Annotated in this window: 3 protein-coding genes; 2 read left to right on the plus strand and 1 reads right to left on the minus strand. The window is 65.0% G+C overall.

Annotated elements, in window-relative coordinates; translation table 11 throughout:
- Positions 1 to 33 precede the first annotated feature (33 nt).
- A complete protein-coding gene (locus AX725_RS20150; protein ID WP_060978499.1) occupies positions 34 to 3,003 on the minus strand; it encodes a Tn3 family transposase in 2,970 nt (989 codons plus the stop codon).
- A gap of 69 nt (positions 3,004 to 3,072) precedes the next feature.
- On the opposite strand from AX725_RS20150, the gene AX725_RS20155 reads away from it, so the two are divergent.
- Positions 3,073 to 3,774: a recombinase family protein gene (locus AX725_RS20155; protein WP_372587600.1), complete on the plus strand. Its 702-nt coding sequence runs from the start codon at positions 3,073 to 3,075 to the stop codon at positions 3,772 to 3,774.
- Complete coding sequence (locus AX725_RS20160) at positions 3,771 to 4,892, plus strand: hypothetical protein (RefSeq protein WP_020817427.1); 1,122 nt, start codon at positions 3,771 to 3,773, stop codon at positions 4,890 to 4,892. The genes AX725_RS20155 and AX725_RS20160 overlap by 4 nt, the downstream gene beginning before the upstream one ends.
- Positions 4,893 to 4,933: the final 41 nt, after the last annotated feature.

The following is a 4,933-nucleotide window of genomic DNA, read 5'->3' on the forward strand; positions in this document are numbered from 1 at the left end:
GGGGGCCGGTGAGAGAATGTTCGAAAACGTACGCTAAGCATCCCGACCGTTCCGATGGAGGCGGAGCGGCCTGAACCGCTCGCGGGGCTTGTCCATCTCGCTCCACAGATAGTCGCCAGTGAGGCCGATATGCTCCCAGCCCAATGGCGCGACATGGGCAAGCAGTTCGTCCAGCACCTCGACACCGCTGGCGCGCAAATGCCGGACGGCGCGGTCGAGATAGACGGTGTTCCAGAGCGTGACGGCCGCGGTGAGCAGGGTCAGGCCAGAGGCACGATGGCGCTGGTTCTCGAAGGTGCGGTCGCGCAGTTCGCCGAGGCGGTTGAAGAAGATGGCGCGGGCGAGCGCGTTGCGGGCCTCACCCTTGTTGAGGATGCTGCCGGTGCGACGCCGCTGTTCGGGATCGTCGAACCAGTCGAGCATGAACAGTGTGCGCTCAATCCGCCCGATCTCACGCAGCGCGCGGGCGACGGGGTTTTGACGCGGGAAACCCGCCAGCTTGCGCAGCATGACCGAGGCACTGACGGTGCCGGCGCGGATCGAGGCGGCGAGCCGCAGCGTCTCGTCCCAATCCTCTTCGATCGCGCGCACGTTGACCGGGCCCGCGACAAGTTGGCGCAGCGTCGGCCAAGGATCGAGCGACGACAGGCTATACAGGCGGCGTTCGTTGAGGTCGCGAATACGCGGTGCGAAGCGGAAGCCGAGCAGATGGCACAAGCCGAAGACATGATCGACCGCCCCGGCGGTATCGGTCGCATGTTCGCGGATCACCAGTTCACTCTCATGATCGAGCAGGCCGTCGAGGACATGCGCGGCCTCGCCAGCATTGGCGGCTATGACCTTGGTATGGAACGGCGTGAAGCGGTCGGTGACGTGGGTGTAGAACAGCACGCCGGGTTCGCTGCCGTAGCGGGCGTTGCGATCGGCGCGCGCCTCGCCCTGACCGCCGGCGCGGAAGAACTGCCCGTCCGAGGACGATGTGTCGCCCGGTCCCCAGACCTGGGCGAGCGGATGCGCGGTGTGGCAGTCTACGATCGCCGCCAGCGCCGACAGGTACGTTTCATCGCGCACATGCCATTCCGCAGTCCAGCGCAGGCGTGACAATGTCAGCCCACGCGAGCTTTCCGCCATGCGCCCGAGGCCGAGATTGGTCGCATCGGCGAGGATCGACCCCATCAGCGCGGACTGGTCAGAGGCCGGCTCGCCACTGCGGGCATGAACGAAACGGTCGGCAAAGCCCGACCACGCGGCGACCTCAACCAGCAGGTCCGTAATGCGGACACGCGGCAGCATCGCGTAGAGCCGGGCCTTCAGCGCCTCGGCATCGTCGGACGGAGATCGCCGGATCGGCGAGATCAACAACTGCCCGCGCTCGATCGTTACGTCGACCAGTTCGCCGGCCGCGGCTGCGCGCTCCACCTCGGTCATGCGCTGGGTCAGCATCGCGCGCCGTTCCTCATACCATTGAGAAAAACGGGACGGCACGGCGAGGCGCAGATCGCTATCGGTGCGCATCGTCTCAAAGGCGGGCACCGGCAGCAGGTAATCGTCCAGCGTGCGATAGGCGCGGCTGCCATCTACCCAGATGCTGCCTGATCCGAGCCGTTCGCGCAGGTGGACGATCACCGCGATCTCATAGGCGCGGCGGTCGATTGTCCCTTCGGCCGGCTGCACGACCTTGTGCCAGCGTGGCTTGATGAAGCTGGTCGGCACACGCTTCGGCAGGACCGATCGGCCGTCGCGGTACATCGTTCGCAGCGCCTCGATCGCGCCGAGCAGCGGATCGCCCGATCTCGCGGTCCGGAAGGTGAAGGCGGCGAGGAAGGTCGGGGCGAACCGCCGCACGGCAGGGTAGCGTTCGACCACTTCCTCCAGACCGTCATCGGCCGCACGCGTCAGATCCTCGGCGAAGCGGATGCTGCGTTCGAGCTGATCCCAGCCCACCCGGTCATCGATCGTGCGAAAGGCGTCGCGTCCGCTCGCGCGTGCATCGACCAGCAAGCGGCCGAGCCGGACATGAAAGCGCGCCGTGTCTTTCAGCATCCGTGCCTGCCCGAGCAGCCGGTCGGACCGGGTACGGTCGGCGCGGCGGAACAGCGCCCCCACCATCTTCTCGACCATGACCAAGGCGGCATCGGTCAGCGCCGCCTCCATCTCGATCATGGAGGCGACCAGCATCGCGAGTCGGCGCGGGCGTTCGAGACGCCGGAGGTGTTGCGCAGTGACGATGCCGGCGGTCCGGGCGATGACGGCATAGCGGGCGGCATGGATACGTCGTGCCCGATCGGTTGCGATCCCGATGCCGCGCACCGCGTCGAGCCGTTCGACGATCCCCTTCAGGTTCGACGCCGATGGCGCTTCCGGCCATTCGCGTAGCCATCCCAGACGGGTGCGACCATTGTCATCGGATGCGATCAGGCGTTCGAGTGCCGCTTCCTGATCGGCCGAGCAATCGCGGATCAGTCCGGCATGGGCGGCCTTGCGTGCATGGGCCCGCACGATGAGGGCGAGCCGTTCCAGCGTCGATGCCGCAGGCAGAACAATCCGGTCGAGCCGCAGGCGATTGACCATGCCGGCGACGATCGCCTCGCCCCGATCGGTCGAGGTGGCGATCTCTGATCCCAGTGCCAGCGTCGATCGTACGTCGATCCGGTCAAAGGCGCGCAGACCAAGATACGCTTCGATCTCGGCGCGATGCTCGCGCAGCGTCGTCGCACGGGCAGAATAGTCGGCGAAGTCGTCGATCCGGCAACCGATCTGGTCGGCGAGCAGCGACAGCATGAGGGCGGGCACTGCTTCACTCGGCAGCAGCGCACGCCCCGGATGACGCAGGTAGCAGAGCTGCACGGCATAGCCGAGCCGGTTCGCTCTGCGCCGACGACGCGCTACCTGCGCGAGGTCATCGGGGCCGAGAGTGAAGAGCCGCTCGATCGTCGCGCTGTCAGAAGGCGGATCGAAGATCACAGCGCGCTGCGCAGGCGATAATATTGTTCTGGACGGCATCGGCTTCCTGTTTGTCACGCAACAGGGATGTGGCCCTGTTCATGGAGCATAGACGAGGAGACGGGTTATGTGACATTATGCAGATTGATCGACGGGCAATGCCGCTCCGTCACGCAGACGGACGTATATGTGACAACGCAGCTCGGTTACGCGCGAGTGTCCAAGGCGGATGGCAGCCAGGTTCACGACCTTCAGCACGACGCGCTGGTCGCGGCCGGCGTCGATCCCGAGCATATCTATGAGGATGCCGCGTCGGGCCGGCTCGACAAGCGGCCGGGGCTGGATGCCTGCCTGAAGGCACTGCGCCGTGATGACACGCTGGTCATATGGAAGCTCGACCGCCTCGGTCGCGACCTGCGCCACCTCGTTAACACAGTCGGCGACCTGACCAAGCGTGGCATCGGCCTCAAGGTGCTGGCCGGCGAAGGCGCGTCGATCGACACCACCACCGCCAACGGTCGGTTGATCTTTGCGATTTTTGCCGGCCTCGCCGAGTTTGAGCGCGAGTTGATCGTCGAGCGCACCCGCGCCGGTCTGGAATCGGCACGTGCGCGCGGCCGACATGGCGGTCGCCCGTTCAAGATGACGCCCGCCAAACTGCGGCTTGCCCAGGCGGCTATGGGCAAACCCGAAACCAAGGTCGCCGAGCTGTGCGCCGAGCTGGGCATCACGCGTCAGACGCTCTACCGGCATGTTACGCCGAACGGAGAGATCAGGACGGACGGACAGAAGCTTCTCGCTCGAAAAGCGCGCCCATCGATCAAGGCATGACGAATTTGAACAATCTCACGTTCGTATTCATCGGAGGGGAGCATCAGGTCCTGCATCTCGCGCCGGTCGCCGCAGAACTTAGCCTGAGCCATCCGGATATCACGGTCCGCTGCATCTGCGCCGACGACCGCACCGCCGCCGCCTTGCGCGCAGTGGCTGCGGCGATGAGAGCCAGCACGATGACCGTGACGCAGATCGCCTGGCCTTGGGCGGGCAGGATTGCAGCGCGCATAACGGGCAGCCGCTCGGCGGCGAAGGGGCCCCTGCTGGCGCGGATCCGATGGCAGGCCCGCAAGACCCAGGCCATCATCGTTCCCGAGCGCACCTCTGCGGCGTTGCGATGGCTCGGATGGAAGCGTCCGCTGGTACATTTCCGCCACGGCGCTGGCGACCGTGCACCATCCTCCGAAGCCAAGCAGAGAGCCTTCGATGCCATCTTCGTTCCCGGACAGAAAGACATCGAGCGTGCCGTCGCGCAAGGCCTCAGCCGTAAGCGGCTTTCGGCCGTGGGCTATATAAAGATCGACTATTTGCAGGCCTTGCCCACCGGACCGCGATTGTTCGACAACGATCGCCCGACCGTCTTCTACAACCCTCATTTTGATCCTGCGCTGTCCTCGATCGGGATCGCTCGCGATGTCATCGCCCGTTTCCGCCAACAGGAGCGGTACAACTTGGTCTTCGCCCCTCATGTCCGCGCGTTCGAAAACCTCGATCCGATCGCGCGAGCGCGGTGGCTGGAACTTGCCGTGCCAGAGCACATCGCGGTCGATCTGGATTCTCCCAAGCTGTTCGACATGAGCTATGCGCGGGCCGCCGACATCTATCTGGGCGACATGTCGAGCCAGCTTTACGAATTCCTCGCTAAGCCGCGGCCCGTCGCTTTCGTGAATGCGCATGGCGCTAACTGGCAGGACGATCCAAGGTACGCTGGTTGGCATCTGGGAGAGGTCGCATCAGGTGCTGACGATGTGCTTGCTGCAGTAGATCGAGCCTTCGAACGGCATCCCGACATGATCCAAAGACAGGCGAAAGCGACAGCGTTCGCGTTCGGCCGCTACGATGGCGCAATCAAACGGGCCTCATACCAACTGCTCCACACCCTGCAATCGCTCTGATCCCTTAGCGTACGTTTTCGAACATTCTCTCACCGGACCCC

This window comes from Blastomonas sp. CCH9-A1 (assembly GCF_001557175.1).
GTDB classification, from domain to species: Bacteria; Pseudomonadota; Alphaproteobacteria; order Sphingomonadales; family Sphingomonadaceae; genus Blastomonas; species Blastomonas delafieldii_A.

Coding starts and splice junctions, on each gene's coding strand:
- AX725_RS20150 (WP_060978499.1), bottom strand. CDS start 3,003: ATGCCGTCCAGAACAATATTATCGCCTGCGCAGCGCGCTGTGATCTTC.
- AX725_RS20160 (WP_020817427.1), top strand. CDS start 3,771: ATGACGAATTTGAACAATCTCACGTTCGTATTCATCGGAGGGGAGCAT.